The sequence below is a fragment of the Streptomyces sp. W16 genome (assembly GCF_033194735.1).
Taxonomy (GTDB): Bacteria; Actinomycetota; Actinomycetes; order Streptomycetales; family Streptomycetaceae; genus Streptomyces.
The window spans coordinates 1-17,963 of the sequence record NZ_JAWOAI010000007.1 but is presented as its reverse complement, the minus strand read 5'-3'; the positions used below and the strand labels follow the sequence as shown (position 1 = coordinate 17,963).

Annotated in this window: 18 protein-coding genes and 1 pseudogene; 6 read left to right on the top strand and 13 right to left on the bottom strand. The window is 70.2% G+C overall.

What is annotated here, in order from left to right; all coding sequences use genetic code 11:
• The first annotated feature begins 125 nt into the window (after positions 1-125).
• Both R6V09_RS01915 and R6V09_RS01910 read left to right on the top strand, forming a co-directional pair.
• Positions 126-1,433 (top strand): ammonium transporter, encoded by a 1,308-nt coding sequence (locus R6V09_RS01915; protein WP_317879549.1) that lies wholly within the window; start codon positions 126-128, stop codon positions 1,431-1,433.
• The gene (locus R6V09_RS01910) at positions 1,430-1,768 is read left to right on the top strand and encodes a P-II family nitrogen regulator (protein WP_317879548.1); all 339 of its coding nucleotides are present in this window, start codon (positions 1,430-1,432) and stop codon (positions 1,766-1,768) included. The genes R6V09_RS01915 and R6V09_RS01910 overlap by 4 nt, the downstream gene beginning before the upstream one ends.
• Here the strand turns inward: R6V09_RS01910 and R6V09_RS01905 are convergent.
• The 5 genes from R6V09_RS01905 to R6V09_RS01885 form a co-directional block, all read right to left on the bottom strand.
• Positions 1,662-2,675: a WxL protein peptidoglycan domain-containing protein gene (locus tag R6V09_RS01905; RefSeq protein WP_317879547.1), complete on the bottom strand. Its 1,014-nt coding sequence runs from the start codon at positions 2,673-2,675 to the stop codon at positions 1,662-1,664. The two genes, R6V09_RS01910 and R6V09_RS01905, sit on opposite strands and share 107 nt — an antisense overlap.
• Positions 2,676-2,754: 79 nt before the next feature.
• Positions 2,755-4,071: a beta-xylosidase gene (locus tag R6V09_RS01900; RefSeq protein WP_317879546.1), complete on the bottom strand. Its 1,317-nt coding sequence runs from the start codon at positions 4,069-4,071 to the stop codon at positions 2,755-2,757.
• 185 nt (positions 4,072-4,256) lie between these two features.
• Complete coding sequence (locus R6V09_RS01895) at positions 4,257-4,742, bottom strand: hypothetical protein (RefSeq protein ID WP_317879545.1); 486 nt, start codon at positions 4,740-4,742, stop codon at positions 4,257-4,259.
• Between the two features lie 244 nt (positions 4,743-4,986).
• A complete protein-coding gene (locus tag R6V09_RS01890; protein ID WP_317879544.1) occupies positions 4,987-5,340 on the bottom strand; it encodes a cytidine deaminase in 354 nt (117 codons plus the stop codon).
• A gap of 28 nt (positions 5,341-5,368) precedes the next feature.
• Positions 5,369-6,238 carry a helix-turn-helix transcriptional regulator gene (locus tag R6V09_RS01885; RefSeq protein WP_442809950.1) on the bottom strand — a complete coding sequence of 290 codons (870 nt, stop codon included), beginning with the start codon at positions 6,236-6,238 and terminating at the stop codon, positions 5,369-5,371.
• A 90-nt stretch (positions 6,239-6,328) separates the two neighbouring features.
• Here R6V09_RS01885 and R6V09_RS01880 point away from each other — a divergent pair, with 90 nt between their 5' ends.
• Positions 6,329-7,753, top strand: coding sequence for an MFS transporter (locus R6V09_RS01880; protein WP_317879543.1), 1,425 nt, complete (start codon positions 6,329-6,331; stop codon positions 7,751-7,753).
• Between the two features lie 4 nt (positions 7,754-7,757).
• Here R6V09_RS01880 and R6V09_RS01875 read toward each other — a convergent pair whose 3' ends face one another.
• The 5 genes from R6V09_RS01875 to R6V09_RS01855 are packed head-to-tail and all read right to left on the bottom strand — an operon-like array spanning position 7,758 to position 11,969.
• Positions 7,758-8,693: an LD-carboxypeptidase gene (locus R6V09_RS01875; protein ID WP_317879542.1), complete on the bottom strand. Its 936-nt coding sequence runs from the start codon at positions 8,691-8,693 to the stop codon at positions 7,758-7,760.
• A gap of 25 nt (positions 8,694-8,718) precedes the next feature.
• Positions 8,719-9,078 (bottom strand): MmcQ/YjbR family DNA-binding protein, encoded by a 360-nt coding sequence (locus R6V09_RS01870; RefSeq protein WP_317879541.1) that lies wholly within the window; start codon positions 9,076-9,078, stop codon positions 8,719-8,721.
• Entirely contained in the window at positions 9,075-10,382 is a 1,308-nt protein-coding gene (locus R6V09_RS01865; RefSeq protein ID WP_317879540.1) for a hemolysin family protein, read from the bottom strand. The genes R6V09_RS01870 and R6V09_RS01865 overlap by 4 nt, the downstream gene beginning before the upstream one ends.
• A 21-nt stretch (positions 10,383-10,403) precedes the next feature.
• A complete protein-coding gene (gene ybeY / locus R6V09_RS01860) occupies positions 10,404-10,901 on the bottom strand; it encodes an rRNA maturation RNase YbeY (protein ID WP_317879539.1) in 498 nt (165 codons plus the stop codon).
• Positions 10,902-10,913: 12 nt separating this feature from the next.
• Positions 10,914-11,969 carry a PhoH family protein gene (locus tag R6V09_RS01855; protein WP_317879538.1) on the bottom strand — a complete coding sequence of 352 codons (1,056 nt, stop codon included), beginning with the start codon at positions 11,967-11,969 and terminating at the stop codon, positions 10,914-10,916.
• Between the two features lie 261 nt (positions 11,970-12,230).
• Between R6V09_RS01855 and R6V09_RS01850 the strand changes: the two genes are divergently transcribed.
• Entirely contained in the window at positions 12,231-12,947 is a 717-nt protein-coding gene (locus tag R6V09_RS01850) for an FAD binding domain-containing protein (RefSeq protein WP_317879537.1), read from the top strand.
• A gap of 66 nt (positions 12,948-13,013) precedes the next feature.
• On the opposite strand, the gene R6V09_RS01845 is transcribed toward R6V09_RS01850, so the two are convergent.
• The 3 genes from R6V09_RS01845 to R6V09_RS01835 all read right to left on the bottom strand — a co-directional run bounded on the left by R6V09_RS01845 (position 13,014) and on the right by R6V09_RS01835 (position 16,616).
• The gene (locus R6V09_RS01845; RefSeq protein ID WP_317879536.1) at positions 13,014-14,177 is read right to left on the bottom strand and encodes a carbohydrate kinase family protein; all 1,164 of its coding nucleotides are present in this window, start codon (positions 14,175-14,177) and stop codon (positions 13,014-13,016) included.
• 202 nt (positions 14,178-14,379) lie between these two features.
• Positions 14,380-15,669, bottom strand: coding sequence for a glucarate dehydratase family protein (locus R6V09_RS01840; protein WP_317879535.1), 1,290 nt, complete (start codon positions 15,667-15,669; stop codon positions 14,380-14,382).
• A complete protein-coding gene (locus R6V09_RS01835) occupies positions 15,666-16,616 on the bottom strand; it encodes a 5-dehydro-4-deoxyglucarate dehydratase (protein WP_317879534.1) in 951 nt (316 codons plus the stop codon). Before R6V09_RS01835 ends, R6V09_RS01840 begins: the two co-directional genes overlap by 4 nt.
• Positions 16,617-16,721: 105 nt before the next feature.
• Between R6V09_RS01835 and R6V09_RS01830 the strand changes: the two genes are divergently transcribed.
• Both R6V09_RS01830 and R6V09_RS01825 read left to right on the top strand, forming a co-directional pair.
• The gene (locus R6V09_RS01830; protein ID WP_317879533.1) at positions 16,722-17,504 is read left to right on the top strand and encodes an IclR family transcriptional regulator; all 783 of its coding nucleotides are present in this window, start codon (positions 16,722-16,724) and stop codon (positions 17,502-17,504) included.
• 272 nt (positions 17,505-17,776) lie between these two features.
• A pseudogene (locus tag R6V09_RS01825) lies at positions 17,777-17,963 on the top strand (MFS transporter); the annotation flags it as partial.

The window sequence follows — 17,963 nt, the reverse complement described above, 5'->3', positions numbered from 1 at the left end:
CGGGCCTCACACGGTGAGCTTTCGGTAACCCCGACGCAATGAAACGTCGCGGAAACACTGCCGTGCACAACCGGAAACCCGGGCCGGTGACCCTCTGACGAGCCCCCACACCGTTGGAGACGACCGTGACCCTCGCCGCCGCAGGCATCGACACCGGCGACACCGCCTGGCTGCTCGCCGCCACCGCCCTGGTCCTGCTGATGACCCCGGGCCTCGCCCTCTTCTACGGCGGGATGGTCCGCACGAAGAGCGTCCTCAACATGCTGATGATGAGTTTCGTGTCGATCGCCCTGGTCACGGTGGTGTGGCTGGCCGCCGGCTACTCCCTCGCCTTCGGCGACGACATCGGCGGCGGGCTCATCGGGGGTGTGAAACACCTCGGCATGACGGGCCTCGGCCCGGACAGCGTCCACGGCACCGTCCCCACCCTCCTCTTCGCCACCTTCCAGCTCACCTTCGCGATCATCACGGCCGCGCTGATCAGCGGCGCGGTGGCCGACCGGGTGCGGTTCGGGGCGTGGCTGGTCTTCGTGCCCGTCTGGGCGCTGCTCGTATACGTTCCCGTCGCGCACTGGGTGTGGGGCCCGGGCGGCTGGATCGCGGCGCACCTCGGTGCCCTCGACTTCGCCGGCGGTCTCCCCGTCGAGATCACCTCGGGCGCCTCCGGCCTGGCCCTGTGCCTGGTGGTCGGCCCGCGCCTCGGCTTCAAGAAGGACGCCATGCGCCCGCACAACCTCCCCATGGTCATGCTGGGCGCGGGCCTGCTCTGGTTCGGCTGGTTCGGCTTCAACGCGGGCTCCGCGCTCGGCGCCAACGGCCTCGCCGCCGCGGCCTTCCTCAACACCCTCACCGCCGGCTGCACCGGCCTCCTCGGCTGGCTCTTCGTCGAGCAGAAGCGCGACGGCCACCCCACCACCCTGGGCGCCGCCTCGGGCGCGGTGGCCGGCCTGGTCGCCATCACCCCGTCCTGCGGCTCGGTCTCCCTGCTCGGCGCGCTGGTCGTCGGCCTCGCCGCCGGTGCCGTCTGCTCGTACGCGGTCGGCTGGAAGTTCAAGTTGAACTACGACGACTCGCTCGACGTCGTCGGCGTCCACCTGGTCGGCGGCATCATCGGCACCCTCCTGATCGGCGTCTTCGCCACCACCGAACTGACCGGCGGCCCCGAAGGCCTCCTCTACGGCGGCGGCCTCGCCCAGCTCGGCAAGCAGCTGGTGGCCGTGGCCGCCGTAGGGGCGTACGCGTTCCTCGTGACGTACGGCATCGGCAAGCTGCTCGACCGGCTGATGGGCCTGCGCGCGAGTGAGGAAGAGGAGCTGACGGGTCTTGACCTTACGGTGCACGCCGAGAGCGCATACGATCACGGCGTCCTGGGCCACGGCGCCCCGGTCGGCGCGTCCCTCCCCTCCGCTCAGAAGGTCAGCACCCAGGCATGAAGCTCATCACCGCGATCGTCAAGCCGTACCGCCTCGACGAGGTCAAGACGGCGCTCCAGGAGCTCGGTGTGCACGGCCTGACCGTCACCGAGGCCAGCGGCTACGGCCGGCAGCGCGGCCACACCGAGGTGTACCGCGGCGCCGAGTACCGCGTCGACCTCGTGCCGAAGGTGCGGATCGAGGTCGTCGTCGACGACGCGGACTCGGACGCCGTGCTCGACGCGATCGTCACCGCCGCGCGGACGGGGAAGATCGGGGACGGGAAGGTGTGGTCGATTCCGGTCGAGTCGGTCGTTCGGGTACGGACGGGCGAGCGCGGCCCCGACGCGCTCTGACCGCCAGCACTCCCCCGACGAACCCGACCGCGAGCAGCAGCGCCGCCGCGAGCCAGGGCAGCGCGAAGAACGACGCGCTCGCCGACTGCTTCGTGCCCGGCGCGCTCGCGGTCAACGTGATGTCGCCCCAGTCGAGTTGGGGCGCGCCCTTCCACGACTCGCTGAGTTTCACGCTCTGCCCCGGCAGCAACTCGGCCGGAATCCGGGTCAGTCCACGCGACAGCAACGTACGACCGAACAACCCCTGTGCCTTCAGGGTCACCTTCGGGTCGAGGGTGACGTTGCCGGTGTTGTGCAGCGTGTAGGAGATCGTCGCGTCGCTGCTCCCCAACCCCGGTACCAGCGGCTGGTGATGGGACACGTGGACGTGTTCCACGGCGAGTGCGGGCAGCGTGGGGCCGCTCACCCGGAGGTAGACACGGGCGCCGACGGCCCGCTGCACGCCGAGCGCGAGGGAGCCGTCGCCCTTGTCGACGCGTTCGTCGAGGGCCACCAACGCGCCCGGGTGGTCGCCCGGTTCGGCGCCTTCGGGCACGTGCAGGGTGAACGGCACGGTAACTGTCTTGTGGGCGGGCACAGTTACCCGGGACTTGGCGGGCTTCGCCCACGCGCCCACCCCGCGCATCTTCTCCTGCACCGTCCGCACGGCGAACCCGCCGTCGCGCGCGGTGTTGTAGGCGTCGGCCGCATACAGCCGGAAGGTGAGCGGCTTCGCCGTCTTGTTGGCGACGACCACCTTGTCCTGGATGGTCTGGCCGGGGTCGGCGGAGAGATAGAAGTACGGCCGCGCGGCGATCTGCGAGGCGGCCGGGTACACGGACCAACTGCCGTTGTCCGCCGCGTGGGAGGAGGGCGCGGCGAGCGCGCCGAAGCAGAGGCTCAGGAGGAGGACGTACAGCTTGCGCATGGGTGCGGACCCCCACGGACGTGGTGTGTGGCGGTCGGGCGGGTGCGGGCGCCCGGCCACCGGAGGTGAGTTCGGACGGTCAGGTGAGCGTGAGCGTCAGAACGCCGGAGTACGAGCCCGGAGGCGTGAACGCCGGTACGTTCAGGGAGAGTCCGGCGTCGGCGGTGAACTCGCCGCCGGTGACCGTACCGTCGGGCGTGGACGCGAGCGTCGCTCCCGAACTGCCCACGGTGCCCGCCGAACCGGCGACACAGGTGCTCGGGCTGCCCGCCTTGGTGGCGCAGGCGGGTGTCCAACTCAGCGCCCCGGCATCGATCTTGGCGCCGGGACCGGTGAAGTCGGTGACCTTGCCGGTCAGGGACCAGCCCGCGGGTCCGCCGCGGAAGTCCTGGACCGTCACCGTGTTGAGGGCGCCCGTGGAGGCACCGCCCTTGCCGAAGTCGACGGCGGAGAGGCCCACGGCGTCCCCGGCCTGCGACATCGACAGACTGCCCGCCTTGACGGTGGTCGTCAGCTTCTGACTCCCCGGCGGAACGGGCGTGGTGTCGTTGACGACATAGGCGGCGGGACCGGCACCCAGATCGGCACTCCACGCACTGCCCTCGTACGCCACGATCCCGGTCGTCGTCTTGTCGTTGACGGTGAGCGAGCCGCTGATGGTGCCGGCGCTGGTGGCCGTGACGGTCGCCGTGTCCGCGGTCTGGGCACTGCCGGACCGCCCGGCCAGGGTCACGGTGGCACCCGGGGTGAAGTTGCTGCCGGTCACGGTGACGCTGTCACCGGCGTTGCCGGAGGCCGAACCCAGGCTGATCGCACGGGTGTTGACCGGAGTGGTGGCGGTCGCGGTGACCGTCTCCGAGACCGGCGCCGGCGGGTTGGTCACCGTGCAGGGGGTGTCCAGCTCCAGGATGTAGCTGGTGTGGATGTTGTAGTCGCCGGGCGAGAGGGTGATCGCGCCCGGGGTGGTGACCGTGAAGGTGCCGGTCATGGAGAACGACGGGAAGGCGCCGTTGCCCGGCACCGGGTCGTTCTTCTTGGGCCCGGCCACCGTGAGGCTGCCGGTCTGGGCACCGCCGAGGGTGACCTTCCCGGTCGGCGTCATGATGTCGGCCGGCAGGGCGATCGCGGTCGGGTTGCTGGCGGCGGGCGTGACCACCGTGTACGTCACGGTGACGGTGTCGCCGACCTTCGGCGCGGTGTTGTCCACCGTGATCGCGGCGGTCGTGGTGCCGTCGATCGGCGGGATGCCCGCGATCGCCGGCGGGATGCAGTGCGTGGCGAAGTCCACGTTCGTCGACGCGCCGGCCGGACAGGCCAGCGCACCGCCCGTGGCGACCGCGAGCGCGGTCACCCCGAGCAACGACGCCCAACGGCGTCTTCGGGATGTCGTAGCCATGGCTGTGCCCCCTCCTGAGGACGATGGGCGCAGCGGCTCGTCTGCGTCCACAGGGGGCATTGATGTGGGGATCGCGTGAGAAGTCAATGGACACGGGAAAATAAACTGATGGACCGTCAGTTCGCGCTCAACAGCGGGAACTGACGGCCCAGTTGAGCCCGTGGGGGGAATTCTCAGCGAGATTCTCAGTCGAACACGAACGGACCCGGCGACTGTGCCGCGGTGGCCGTGCATGTCACGGCGATACCGAAGATGGTCATCTTCAGCGAGCCGCCGTACGCCTCCAGGCTGTCACCGGAGGCGACGGTGCCACTGAGCGGACCGACGGTGACGGCGTCACCGGTCGCCATGGCCGGGTTCACCGTCCCGCTGAAGACGGTCGTGCCACCGCTCGCGTTCACGAACGTGAAGGTGGAGGCGATGGAGTCCTGCGCCAGGGCCAGCGGAGCGGTGATGGACGAGTTGACGGTGACCGTGGCCGCCGTACCGTCCTGCGTGGCCGTGATGGTGGCCGCGCCGCCGCCGAAGATGCCGCAGCTCGCGGTGATCGTCGCCGTCTGGGGAGTGACGGCGAGAGCGCTGGGCGCGAACGCCAGCGAGGTGGCCGCGAGGACCCCCGTCACCAGTGCCGCACCCGTTCCGATTCGCTTGCTTCTCAGCTTGCCTTTCATGGATCTGGTTCCCTTCCCGAGTCTGGGAATGCCATGTGGGGATGGACGGGAGAAACACCTCAGAGCCACTCACGGACGCGGTGCGGTGCGCCACACGAGCGAGAATCTGACGGTCCGTCGGAACTTACGGTTCCATTGATGCGCGGGAGACGGGGGGAGAGCAAGGGCGAAATCCGGACGGGTTACTTCCGGACACGGGGACTTTTCAGGTGTGGGCATCTGTGGCGGAGCCCCCAGCAGCACCTCAGCCCGCGGCGACCGTCAGCCGAACATTCCCGTCCGGCGCAGCCACGTGCACCGGCGTCTCCGGCCCGCCCAGATCCCGTACAGCCGCACGGTCCTCCGCGGACGCGGACTCCGCCTCCGTCACCACCGCCGCCGCCTCCAACGACTTCGCCCCGGACGCCACCGCCATCGCCACCGCCGTCTGCAGCGCACTCAGCTTCAGCGACTCAAGGGCAACGGTCCCGGCGACATACGTCCGCCCGGTCTCGTCCCGCACAGCGGCGCCCTCGGGCACACCATTACGGGCCCGGGCCGAACGGGCCAGGGTGACGATCTTGCGGTCCTCGGGGTCAAGCGCGCTGCTGTCGGTCATGAGCAGAGCATACGAAGGACCGGTCCGCTCATCCCGCCACGGGGTACATCGCACCCCGCCGCCCCTCCGGCGAGGCCAGCCACTCCAGCTTCGCCACCGTGTTCGCCTCGTCCAACGGCGTGTGCAGCACGATCGTGAGATCCGGTCGGGCCGGTACCTTCAGCGCCGTCGACTCCACGCACAGCAGACCGACCAGCGGATGGTCCAGCTCCTTGCGGACCACCCCGGCGTCCTGGATGTCCCGCCGCGCCCACAGCTCGGTGAACTCTGGGCTCACGGAGGTCAGTTCGGCCAGCACCGCCTGCAAACCCTCGTCGTCGGGGCTGTCCGCGCACATCGCCCGGAACTGTGCGACGACCGTGCGCGCGTTACGCTCCCAGCTCTGCGAACGGGCCCGGTAGAGCGGGTCGGTGAAGAAGTCGATCAGACAGTTCTGCGTGTTTTCCGGCCGCATGCCCAGCACCCAGCCCGCCGCGTCGTTGTAGATCACGCAGTTGTAGTAGCGGTCCATGATGTGCGCCGGGAACGGCATCCAGGCGTCGATCAGCCGCTGTATCCCCTCACAGCCGTGGTCGGCCGCCGGCTCGGGCGCGGGCGGGTTCAGCCCGGCCAGCGCGTACAGATGGCGCCGCTCCGCGTTGCTCAGCCGCAGCACCCGGGCGACGGAGTCGAGGACCTGCGGCGACACGGAGATGTCCCGCCCCTGCTCCAGCCACTGGTACCAGGAGGCGCCCACGCCCGCGAGCACGGCGACCTCCTCACGCCGCAGCCCGGGCGTACGGCGCCGCGCCCCGCCGTCCGGGAGGCCCGCCTCGGTCGGGGAAACCCGGGCGCGGCGGCTCATCAGGAACTCGCGCAGTTCGCTCAGCCGACGGCTCTTCAGGACATCCTCAGCCACGTACCCATCCCCCTAGCGCTGACTGGTGGTGCCACCACCAGCACAACTTCCGTCTCCCCACGGCTATTCCGACGGCCGGAAGCTCTCCTCATGGCGACCGACACGACCACTCCCCCCGTCCACGAACCACTCGGCACTCCGAAACTCTCGACGCGCGACAAGCTCGTCCTCTTCGTCCTCTGCGCGGCCCAGTTCATGGTCGCCCTGGACTTCTCCGTCCTCAACGTGGCCCTGCCCACCCTCGGCGACGACCTCGGCATGAGCCAGTCGGGCCTCCAGTGGGCGGTCACCGCGTTCGCACTGCCGTCCGGCGGCTTCCTGCTCCTGTTCGGCCGCATCGGCGACCTCTACGGCCGCCGTCGTCTGTTCCTCGCCGGCCTGACCTTGTTCGGCGCGGCCTCCCTGCTGGCGACCTTCGCCTGGGACCCGGCATCCTTCCTGACGGGCAGGGCACTGCAAGGCCTGGGCGCGTCGACCATCGTCCCCACCGGCATGAGCCTCCTCACCACCACCTTCCCCGAAGGCCCGGCCCGCGACCGCGCACTCGGCATCTCCGGCACCCTGCTCTCGCTCGGCTACACGACCGGCATGGTGGCCGGCGGCGTCCTGACCGACACCCTCGGCTGGCGCTCGACGATGGCCCTGCTCACCCTGTTCGCCGTGATCGTCCTGTCCCTGGCCCCCGCCCTGCTGCCCGAGTCCCGCACCCCGGACCGCCCCCGCCTGGACATCCCCGGCGCGATCACCGTCACCGGCGGCCTGCTCGCCCTGATCTACGCCCTGTCCACGGCAGCCGACCACGGCTTCGCCCGCACCGACGTGATCACGACCCTGATCGCGGGCGTACTGCTCCTCACGACATTCACGTACGTCGAGGCACGCACGCCCCACCCCCTGATCTCCCTCCCCATGCTGCGCCGCCGCACGGTCGCCTGGGGCAATCTGGGCGGTCTGGTCACCTTCTCGATGATGTCGACGGTGGTCTTCGTCCTGACCCTGTACCTCCAGGAGATCCTGCACCTGTCGTCCTTCGAGACCGGCCTGGTCTTCGGCGTCCAGGGCGTCCTCTCGGCGGTAGCCGGCGTCTACGCCCCGAAGGTCATCGGCCGCATCGGCGCCCGCCGCACCCTGCTCGCGTCGCTCACCGGCCAGGCCGTCTTCGTGGCCGCCCTCCTCGGCCTCAACACCCACACCTGGTCGGTCTGGCTCGCCACAGCCGCCGTCTCCCTGGCGAGCATGTGCCACTTGGGCGCGATCATCTCCTACGGCCTGACCGTCACCTCCGGCGTCCCCGACGAGGAACAGGGCCTGGCCACCGGCCTCGTCACCTCCACCCAGCAGATCGGCCTCACCGTCGGCATCCCACTGCTGGGCGTGCTCGCCACCACCTCGGGCGACCTGATGACGGGGGTCCACACGGTCGTGGGCATCGACGCGGCGATCGTGCTGGGGGCGGCGGTACTGGTCGCCGTAGGCCTCGGCAGGAACCGGAAGGCCGACCCGGCCGCCGTATGAGACGTCAGTCCAGGATCTGGATGATCTCGGAGCGCGTGGCCGTGTGGACGACCCGGCCGCGCGCTCCGTTCACGAGCGGCAGATACGGCGCGACATGACCGCACTCGACGTCCGCGATCACCGGCACGCCCAGCGGGCCGAGCGCGTCCATGACGGCCTCCTGCCGGGTGAGCGTCGGGGCGTCGGGCGCGTGGGTCCGGCCGACGAGCACCGCGTTCGCCGCGTCGAAGAACCCGGCCAGCCGCATGCCGTGCAGATTCCGGCAGATGGTGAACGCGTTGTCCTCGCACGCCTCGACATACACGAGCAGCCCTTCGGGAGCCGCGCTCCGCGCGAAGGACACGACGTCCAGGTACGGCGTTCCCGCGAGATTGGCCAGCGTCTCGACACAGCCGCCGATCAGCCGGCCCTCGATGCCGACATCGCCGTCGCCGTCGAGGCGGGTCCGGCGCCCCGGGGTGTCCAAGGTGAAGTCCCGGACCTCCGGATGCCCCGCGAAGTCGTCCCGGCCCGGGCTCCGATGACGGTCCGGCGGGGGCTGCGTGAACGGCTCACCCTGCGGCGCGGCAACGACGTCCAGCCAGGACAGCAGCCCCTCAGGCACCCAATAGGGCGTCTTCATAAGGGAGTTGCCGTGCACGGTCGCGGTGAGCAGGGTCAGGGGCGTCAGGGGCGTCAACAGAGTCGAGATGTCCGAGTAGCCCACCACCCAGGCAGGCTCGGCCCGCCCGATCCGCTCGAAGTCGAGCAGCGGCAGCATGTCGATCGCGGTCTCCCCGCCCCACGGAGGCACCACGACCCGGATGCCGGGGTCGGTGAGCATGTCCGTCAGCTCGGCGGCACGGTCGGCGGCGGCGGCGGGACGTGACACCGACCCGGTCGCCGGGACACAGCGGACGCGGATATCGCACAGCAGCAGCCATGCGCCGGATTCTGACACGCCTTCATCCGCCGCTCACCCGGATTCACGGCCGGTCGAGCCGCAGCCGCTCCGCCCGTGGCAACCCCGCCACGACCAGGTCGTACGAGTCCTCGATCAGCTCCTTGAGGAGCCGTTCCGGAAGGTCCCCGTCCACCGTCACCGTGTTCCAGTGCCGCTTGTTCATGTGATACCCGGGGATGATCAGCCCCTCGTACTCCTCCCGGAGCCGGATCGCGTCCTCCGGGTCGCACTTGAGGTTGACCGTGAGGGGCCGGCCGTCCAGCCGGGTCAGGGCGAAGAGCTTGCCCAGCACCTTGAAGACCGACATGTCCGGGCTGAACGGGAAGTCCTCCACCACCGCGTTGAACGACAGGCAGAACGCGCGCAGTTCCTCGGGGCTCACTCCGGCTTCGTCTCCTCCTCCGGCGAGCCGCCCGGACCCACCGGCTCGACCAGCACCGTCACGATCTTGTTCCGGCGGCCGGCCGAGGCCTCCGCCGTCAGCCGCAGCTCGCGGCCGTCGGGCAGCTCTACGACAGAGGAGGCACCGGCGATCGGGACACGACCCAGCGCCTTCGCCAGCAGCCCGCCCACCGTCTCCACGTCCTCGTCGTCGTACGCCTCGAAGCCGTACAACTCCCCCAGATCACCGATGTCCAGCCGCGCCGTCACCCGGTAACGGTCGTCGCCCAGCTCCTCCACCGGCGGGAGTTCACGGTCGTACTCGTCGGTGATCTCGCCGACGATCTCCTCCAGGATGTCCTCGATGGTGACGATGCCGGCCGTGCCGCCGTACTCGTCGATGACGACCGCGACGTGATTGCGCTCCTGCTGCATCTCGCGCAGCAGATCACCGGCGTTCTTGGTGTCCGGCACGAAGCTGGCGGGCCGCATGGCCGTCGAGACCAGCTCGGACTCGGCGTCCCGGCTGATGTGCGTCTTGCGGACCAGGTCCTTCAGATACACGATCCCGACGATGTCGTCCTCGCTCTCCCCGGTCACCGGGATCCGCGAGAAACCGGAGCGGAGCGCGAGGGTGAGGGCCTGACGGATCGTCTTGTACCGCTCGATGACGACGAGATCGGTCCTCGGCACCATCACCTCACGGACGAGGGTGTCGCCCAGTTCGAAGACCGAGTGCACCATACGGCGCTCCTCGTCCTCGATCAGCGACTCCTTCTCCGCGAGGTCCACCAGCGCCCGCAACTCGGCCTCGGACGCGAACGGACCGCGCCGGAAACCCTTGCCCGGGGTGAGCGCGTTGCCGATGAGGATCAGCAGATACGGGATCGGCCCCATGATCCGCGCGAGCGGCAGCAGCACGTACGCCGCCGCCGTGGCCGTGTTCAGCGGATGCTGGCGCCCGATGGTGCGCGGGGAGACCCCCACCGCGACGTACGACACGAGGACCATGACGCCGATCGCGGCGAGCAGCGCGGGCGCGGTCCCGTGGATCACCTGCAGACACTCGTAGGTGACCAGCGCGGCGGCGGCCATCTCGCAGACGACCCTGACCAGCAGCGCCACATTGAGATAGCGCGTCGGGTCGGCGGCGACCTGCGCCAGCTTGGCACTGCCGCGCCGACCGGACCGTACGGCCTCCTCGGCCCGGAAACTGGAGACGCGCGCGAGGCCCGCCTCCGCGCAGGCGGCGAGCCAGGCGACCACGACCAGGGCGATGGCGCCGACGACGATCTGAGGACTCATAGGAAGTGGTGCCCCGGTGCCCTAGGAGACCGTCGGCGCCGGGGAGGGGCCGTCGTGGCCCTTCTCCGCGCGCCAGCCGTCCACGATGGCGGCCTGCAGACCGAACATCTCGGCCTTCTCGTCCGGCTCCTCGTGGTCGTACCCCAGCAGGTGCAACACACCGTGGACGGTGAGCAGTTGAAGCTCCTCGTCCATGGAGTGCTGCGTCTCGGCTTCCTCGCCCTGCTTCTTGGCGACCTCCGGGCACAGCACGATGTCACCGAGGAGCCCCTGCGGAGTCTCCTCGTCGTCCTTGCTCGGCGGACGCAGCTCGTCCATCGGGAAGGACATGACATCGGTCGGCCCGGGCAGGTCCATCCACTGGATGTGGAGCTGCTCCATGGCGTCCTCGTCCACGACGATCACCGAGAGCTCGGAGAGCGGGTGGATGCGCATCCGCGCGAGCGCGTAGCGGGCGATGTCGAGGATCGCCTGCTCGTCGACCTCGGTTCCGGACTCGTTGTTGACGTCGATCGACATGGTCGTGCTGATCTACTTCCGCTTGTCACGGGCACCCTTGTGGGTGCCGTTCTCCGTACCGTGCTCGCTGTCGTACTTCTCGTACGCGTCGACGATACGGCCGACCAGCTTGTGCCGGACGACGTCCGCCGACGACAGGCGGGAGAAGTGCACGTCGTCGAGCCCCTCCAGGATGTCCTGCACCTGCCGAAGCCCCGACTTAGTCCCGCTCGGCAGGTCCACCTGCGTCACGTCACCGGTGATCACGATCTTCGACTCGAACCCGAGCCGGGTGAGGAACATCTTCATCTGCTCGGGGCTCGTGTTCTGGGCCTCGTCCAGGATGATAAAAGCATCATTAAGGGTGCGACCCCTCATGTATGCCAGCGGCGCCACCTCGATCGTCCCCGCCGCCATCAGCTTCGGGATCGACTCCGGGTCCAGCATGTCGTGCAGGGCGTCGTACAGGGGGCGCAGGTACGGGTCGATCTTCTCGTACAGGGTGCCCGGGAGGAATCCCAGCCGCTCGCCCGCCTCCACCGCCGGGCGGGTCAGGATGATGCGGCTGACCTGCTTGGCCTGGAGGGCCTGGACCGCCTTGGCCATGGCGAGGTAGGTCTTGCCGGTGCCGGCGGGGCCGATGCCGAAGACGATCGTGTTCTTGTCGATCGCGTCGACGTAGCGCTTCTGGTTGAGGGTCTTGGGGCGGATCGTGCGGCCTCGCGAGGACAGGATGTTCTGGGTGAGCACCTCGGCCGGTGTCTCCTCGGGACCATCCCCGTTCTCGCTCGCCCTGAGCATGGCGATCGAGCGTTCCACTGCGTCCTCCGTCATCGGCTGCCCGGTGCGGAGCACCAGCATCATCTCGTCGAACAGGCGCTGGATGAGGGCGACTTCACGGGCATCGCCGACCGCGCTGATCTCATTGCCCCGGACGTGGATGTCGGCCGCCGGGAAGGCCTTCTCGATCACCCGCAGGAGAGCGTCGCCGGATCCCAGGAGGGTCACCATGGCGTGCTGGGCGGGGACGGTGATCTCTGCTCTCGCCTGTCCCTGCGCGGGGGTGTGAGCTGTGGGTGTCTGAGTCATGGGCCGGCTCGTAGGCCTTGCTCGTCCTCCTCGATATGACTCGCCCGCCACAAGGGCGGCCTGGTGATTTCCAGGGTACGCCGGGCCACTGACAACGCCGTAGGGCTTTTCGGTGACCGTCGGGCCACGAAATACGGGGCGTGCCCGGCGCAGGGAGGGTGCACATGGTGACGCTGTGAGCCCTGTTCGCGCCCCCTCGTATGTACGGACAATGCGCTATGTCCGTCAAGAAAGCCATGCAGGGAAAGCAGGTCGGCCGCTGTGTTCGTGCGTCTGCCCACGTCCGTGTCCGAAGCGCAGGAGTGTCTGGCCGAGGGAGCGGTACCCGTCGGCGGGGCGACGCTCGTATGGGCCGGCTGGCAACGGGACGGCTTCCCCGAGCAGGCGGTGTCCCTGCGCGAGGTGCCCGAGGCGAGGGTGATCGGGGACGGGACGCTGGGCGCGGCCGTACTGCTGCACGAGATCGACGCGCGGGTGCCGGAGGTGCTGCGGCGGGCGGCGGCCGGGGTGGGGACCGGTGCGGTGCGCCGGACCGCGACGGTCGGCGGGAACATAGTGGGCAGCACGCTGCGCTGTCTGCTGCCGCCGGCGCTGGTGCTGGATGCCCGCGCGGTGGTCCTGGAACCGGACGGTCCCGTCGAGACCGATCTCCCCGAGCTGCTGGCGAAGCGGCCGGTGCTGTTGAGTCTGCGCTGGCGGGAGCCGGTGGCGAGCGGCTATCGCAAGCTCTCCGGTGTGCTGCGCGGAGAGGTTCCGTTCGTGGTCGCGGTCGCCGTGACAGGGGCGGACCGGCCCACTCTGCGGGTCGCTGTCCGTGACGGCTACGACGTGCTCAGCGAGACGGTTCCCTACGACAGCGATGCCGCCCGGGTTCTCGGCGCGCTGGCGCTCACACCGCTCGGCACCCTGCCCGAGGCGGTCTTCGAGGCGGTGCGGGAAGAGGTCGTCGGGGTGGTGGAGCGGGCGGGCGCCTGCTGAGCCCGAGCAGGAACGGTTCACCCCCCGGGCCGGGCGGCGAACAGCTACCGGCCCCGTGTCTCTCCCCTACGTCGACCTGCCGAACCCGATCGTCGGCACCGCCCGCCGGAGCGGCCAGGGACTGCCGTCGCCCTGTTCCTCCGGAACGAGTCCCGCCAGGAACGCGTACCGGTTCAGGGCCGTCGGGTCCTGGCCCTCGACCGACTGCACCTTGCGCCACCAGGCGCCGATCTCGGGCCAGCCCGGTGCGGAGAGGGAGCCGCCGAACTCCTGGACGGAGAGAGCGGCGGTGAGACCGGCGAAGGCGAGGCGGTCGGCGAGCGGCCAGCCGGCCAGGGTGCCGGTGACGAAGCCGGCCACGAAGACGTCGCCGGCGCCGGTGGGGTCGAGGGCTTCGACGGCGATCGCCGGGACCTCGGCGGATTCTCCGGTACGGCGGTCCACGGCGTAGGCGCCGTCCGCGCCGAGGGTGACGACTGCAAGGGGTACGTGTTCGGTGAGGGCGTGGGCGGCGGCGCGGGGAGAGGCGGCGCCGGTGTAGCGCATGGCTTCTTCGGCGTTCGGCAGGAACGCCTCGCAGTGCGCGAGGTCGGCGAGTCCGGCGAGGTCCCAGGCTCCGGTCTCGTCCCAGCCGACGTCGGCGAAGATCCGGGTGCCCTCGCTCGCGGCCTGGGCGACCCAGGGGGCCTGTTTGCCGGGGGTGAGGGAGGCGACGGCGGCACGCGCGCGTGGGGGGCAGGCCGGTGCGCCGCCTTCGCTGAACTCGGTCTCCAGGGGCGGCTCGTGGCCGTGGGAAACCATCGTGCGTTCGCCCTCGTAGGCCATCGAGACGGTGACCGGGGAGTGCCAGCCGGGTACCGAGCGGGAGGCGGAGAGGTCGATGCCCTCGCCCTGTTCCAGCGCGTCCCAGCAGTACTCGCCGTAGTGGTCGTCGCCGAAGGCCGCGGCGAGTGAGGTGCGCAGGCCGAGGCGGGCCAGTGCGGTGGCCATGTTGGCGACGCCGCCGGGGCTCGATCCCATCCCGCGGGCCCAGGACTCGGTGCCTCGTACGGGGGCGGATTCGAGGCCGGTGAAGATGATGTCGAGGAAGACGGTGCCGGTGAGGTACACGTCCCAGGGCGGGTCGTCCGGCGCGCGCAGTCCGGAGAGGGGATCGACCTGGGCCGGACAGGATCTCCTCTCCCGGTCGGACGACGATCCCTTTCCGGTGGACGCGGTGGACGCGGTCACGGTGCGCTCCCTGACGTGATGCGGATCAGGCCAGTGTGCACCACCACGCACGCGTGAGCGCGGCTCCCGCTCCGGGACCACCCGTCGCGCCGGTTTCGGGCAACCGCAGGTCCGGGCCGTACGGTGCGCGCGAGTACCCTGCGGCTGCCCGTGGCGGGGGCGTCCGGATCCGGTCACCCCCTCCCGGCCGGGCGGCCCGCTCCTACCAGCGCGGCATCGAGGGCGTCACCCACTCCGGGTCGGTGATCCGCATCGCCGCCGCGTCGTCGCGCTCGCGCAGCGCACCGTCGTCGTCGAGCCACCGCTGGTGCAGCAACTCCAGCTTGGCGCGGTCGAGTTCGACGCCGAGGCCGGGCGCGTCGGAGACGGTGACCTTGGCGTCGGTGAAGGTGAGGCGTTCGGTGAGGACGTCCTCGGACTGCCAGGGGTAGTGGGAGTCGCAGGCGTGGTGGAGGTTGGGGACGGTCGAGGCGACGTGGGTCATCGCGGCGAGGCTGATGCCGAGGTGGGTGTTGGAGTGCATGGAGATGCCGACGCCGAACGTGCGGCAGATGGCGGCCAGTTGCTGGGTGTTGCGCAGTCCGCCCCAGTAGTGGTGGTCGGAGAGCACCACCTGTACGGCATCGCGCGTGAACGCTTCCTTGATCTCGGCGAACGTCGTCACGCACATGTTGGTGGCGAGCGGCACGTCGGTGCCCGCGGACACCTCGGCCATGGCGGGGGTGCCGAGGGCGGGGTCCTCCAGGTATTCGAGGACGTCCCCGAGTTCCTTCGCCACCTTCAGCGAAGTCTCCACGGACCAGGCGCCGTTGGGGTCGAGCCGGAGGGGGTGGTCGGGGAAGGCCGCCGCCAACGCCCGTACGGCGGCGATCTCTTCGTCGGGCGGGAAGACCCCGCCCTTGAGCTTGAAGGAGGTGAAGCCGTAGCGCTCCTTGAACTTCCGCGCCTGCTCCACGACTCCGGCCGGATCGACGGCCGCACCCCAGTCGTCCTTCTCGCTCGCCACGCCCTCGGGGTGGTCGGCCCACTTGTAGAACAGGTACGCGCTGTACTCCACGGCGTCCCGCACCTTGCCGCCGAGCAGTGCGTGCACGGGCAGTCCGAGCGCCTTGCCGAGGGCGTCGAGGCAGGCGACCTCGAAGGCGGAGACAACGGACAGACGCAGCTTGTCGGCGGTCTGGACGCCGCGCAGTCCGCCGACGTCGACCTGCGCGGAGGTCCGGGAACTGTCGACGGCGAGTTCGTCGGCGAGGGTGAACAGTCCGTTCGTGTCGCTGACTTGACGGCCGATCAGCTTCTCGGCGTAGGGGCGGGCCAGTTCCAGGTACTTGGTGTCGCCGTAGGTCTCGCCGAGGCCGGTGATTCCGTCGGCGGTCTCGATCTCGACGATCAGGCGGGGGGTGTAGGGCTGGTGGACGCCTTGGGTGTTCAGCAGCGGCGGGTCGGCGACCAGGATCGGGGTGAGCCGGACGTCGGCGATGGTGAGGTTCACAGCGCGGCTCCTACGAGGTCGAGTCCGGTGCTGAGCAGGGTGGTGAGGTCGGCCAGGTCGGCGGCCGTGGGGTCGGTGAGCGGGGCGCGCACGGGTCCTACCGGGCGGCCTCGCAACCGGGCCGCCGCCTTGACGAGGGACACCGCGTATCCCGGTACCCGGTCGCGGAGTTCGACGAACGGGACGTAGAACTCGCGCAGCAGTTTCTCGACCGTCTTGTCGTCGCCGTCCCGCAGCGCGGCGAAGAAGGCGTTGGCGATCTCGGGGGCGAAGGCGTGGACGGCGGAGGAGTAGGCGGGGACGCCGACGGTGGCGTAGGCGCGGGCCTGGATCTCGGCGGTGGAGGCGCCGTTGAAGAAGAGGAAGCCCTCGGGGGCGGCGAGCGTGAGGCGTTGCAGGCGGTCGAGGTCGCTGTGGCCGTCCTTGAGGCCGATGACGCCGGGGATGCGCGCGATCCGCCTCAACGAGTCGGCGGTGAAGGTGACTTGGCCGCGCTGGTAGGCGATGAGCGGGAGCCGGGTGCGGGCGGCGAGTTGCTCCAGCTGTGCCACCAGGCCGTCCTGCGGGGCGGCGACGAGATAGTGCGGGAGGACCAGGAGCGCGTCGGCGCCGGCCTCCTCGGCGAGGTGGGCGAAGCGGGATGCCTGTGCCCAGCCGTAGCCGACGCCGGCGACGACGGGCACGCGGCCGGCCGCCTCCTCGACGGCGATGGTGACGACCTGCCGGTACTCGTCCTCGTCGAGCGAGAAGAACTCGCCGGTGCCGCAGGCCGGGAAGATCGCGCCGGGGCCGGTGGCGGTCTGGGCGGCGACATGGGTGCGGAAGCCGTCGGGGTCGAGGGAGCCGTCGTCGTGGAAGGAGGTGAGCGGGAAGGAGAGCACGCCGCCCGCCATCCCGTCCCGCAGCCTGCGCACCACGGTCTCCGTTTCGCCGTTCACCTGGGCCATCTCCTGGCCATCTCCCTATGTAGACGTCATCCATGTATGAAGACAAAGGTTAGGTACGCGAACCACAGCCGTCAATGGGGCGCACCCGCTCGCTACCATCTCCCCATGTCAGAGCCCGGTGGCGTCCGCGAGGTGAAGTCCGCCGCCCGCACGGTCGAGCTGCTCGAACTGCTCGCCGCGCGCGGCGACCGTCCCGCGCGCCTCCAGGAACTCGCCGACGAGCTGGGCGTGCCGCGCAGCTCGATGTACGCCCTCCTCCAGACCCTGATCGCGCACGGCTGGGTCCGCACCGACAGCACCGGCTCGCTCTACGGCATCGGCATCCACGCCCTGCTCACCGGCACCAGCTATCTGGACTCCGACCCGCGGGTGCGGACCGTACGGCCGTATCTCGACGAGGCGTCCCAGGCACTCGGCGAGACGATCCACCTGGGGCGGCTGGACGGCCGGGACGTGGCGTATCTGGCGACGCGGGAGTCGCACGAGTACCTCCGGACGATCAGCAGGGTGGGGCGACGGCTCCCGGCCCACGTCGGTGCCCTGGGCAAGGCGCTGCTCGCGGAACGGCCGGACGCCGAGCTGCCGGCCGGGCCGTACGAGGCCGCGACGCCGAACACGCACACCGACCGGGATGCGTTGGCCGCCGACCTCACTTCGATTCGCGCCCGGGGCTACTCGATCGACCGCGAGGAGGGCGTCGTGGGGATCGTCGGTTTCGGCTTTGCGCTGCGGTACGACAGCCCGCCGCTGGATGCGATCAGTTGCTCGGTGCCGGTGGTTCGGCTGACGCCGGAGCACGAGGGGAAGATCGTCGCGGTGATGCGGGAGATCCGGGCGAAGATCGAGGGTGCGTCGGCTGCGGCCGGTGGGGCTGTGCACTGGCGGTAGCGGGCGCGCCTTCCGGGGGCTGCGCCCCCAGACCCCCGCTTCGGCCCTGAAGGGGCCTCGTCCTCAAACGCCGGACGGGCTGAAAAATGAACGGCGTTGAAAAGTTCGGCGCAGTTTTTGCCCCGCATCTCCCATGGCAAACGCAACGTGCCCCACATCACACCCCCCGCCCTTCTTTCCCCAACCGCGTGCTTGATACAAATTGGCCGCGCGTTCCTGTCCGTCGACGGTCGTCGCCCAATCCCCCTTTTGAGCCGCTTCTTTCGCATGCCCTGGGAACGCCCGTGTTCGCCCGCAGCACCACCACGCCCTGGCCCCTAGTCGCCCTTTTCACGGCCGGGTACCTCGCCCCCTACCTCCTGCCCACCACCGTCGGCCGCCTCGACGCCGGGCTTCCGCTGTCCGCCACGCAGGCCGGTGCCGTCGGCAGTGCGCTGCTGCTGAGTTCGGCGGCGGCGG